Source organism: Bradyrhizobium sp. WSM4874 (assembly GCF_055811835.1).
On the sequence record NZ_JBVVPR010000069.1, the window covers coordinates 1 to 894 of the forward strand.

Below are 894 nucleotides of genomic sequence, written 5' to 3' on the forward strand. Positions count from 1 at the left end.
AAGCATTCCAGCTGCGCGCCTCTAGTCGGCGATTTTTTCTATTTTGAGCCGGCGCCACGTAAAAGACGTCCCTGCTCGGTCACCCATTTGGCGCGTGCAAGATGACTCTGATATGCGGTCCGTGCACGGTCCGGCTCTCGCTCTGGATCGAGATGTAAGACGATTCGAGTTACCTCACGCCAGTCCGCCCCCTCACGCTCCGCCTGCAGAATGCGAATGTACGTGACGACATGCTGCTCGTCATACGGCGTTAGCTTCGGATCCGAGGGGGCAACGTCCGCAATGTCGGGATCGAGCGGCGGCTTCTTCATGGCTTCCAATCCACTTACAACGATTCTAGACGCTTGGCCGCCAGAGTGGTGAACGCGTCCAAATTTAGCCGTATTCCGCCGATGGGGCCAGCACGTGATAGTTGAATACATATTATAGGAGATAAACCTCATAGTATGTAAAGCCGCAACTTGCGCCGATGGACATGCGCAAGTTGGTCGGTCGGAATTTCGCAAGACTGCGGAAGCAGAAGCGCTTCACGCAGGAGAAATTCGCCGAAGCGTCCGGCTTCACGCAGCAATATATCAGTGACCTGGAGCGCGGCCGGCGCAATCCAACTGTCGTAACTCTATTTGAACTCGCCAGCACGTTGGGCGTCAGCCACGTCGATCTCGTTCTCCCAGATGACGAGGCGCGAGCCGAGCGATCAAAGCCCGCTAAGCGGAAGTGATCGGCTCGTGGGAATCCATTTTCAACAATCGTAGAGCCTGACTTCGCGAGCCGGGCCGGAGGCCCGGCTCGCGCAGGACGCGGGCGCCCCCCGCCCCCCCCCCCCGCCCGGGGGGGGGGGGGGGGGGGGGGGGGGGGGGATTTTGGGGGCCCCCCCCCCCCGGCGCGAGAGGG

The 894-nt window shown here is 60.9% G+C and carries 2 protein-coding genes; one reads left to right on the plus strand and one right to left on the minus strand.

Annotation, left to right across the window (positions count from 1 at the left end; genetic code table 11):
• Nucleotides 1–38: 38 nt before the first annotated feature.
• Complete coding sequence (locus AC0L3P_RS36995; protein ID WP_473309037.1) at nt 39–311, minus strand: DUF2285 domain-containing protein; 273 nt, start codon at nt 309–311, stop codon at nt 39–41.
• Between the two features lie 158 nt (nt 312–469).
• Between AC0L3P_RS36995 and AC0L3P_RS37000 the strand changes: the two genes are divergently transcribed.
• Nucleotides 470–721, plus strand: a complete 252-nt coding sequence (locus AC0L3P_RS37000) for a helix-turn-helix domain-containing protein (protein ID WP_473309038.1) — start codon at nt 470–472, stop codon at nt 719–721.
• Nucleotides 722–894: the final 173 nt, after the last annotated feature.

Bases quoted from the DNA above. Each gene is read 5' to 3' on its own strand.
- AC0L3P_RS36995 (WP_473309037.1), bottom strand. From the start codon at position 311: ATGAAGAAGCCGCCGCTCGATCCCGACATTGCGGACGTTGCCCCCTCG.
- AC0L3P_RS37000 (WP_473309038.1), top strand. From the start codon at position 470: ATGGACATGCGCAAGTTGGTCGGTCGGAATTTCGCAAGACTGCGGAAG.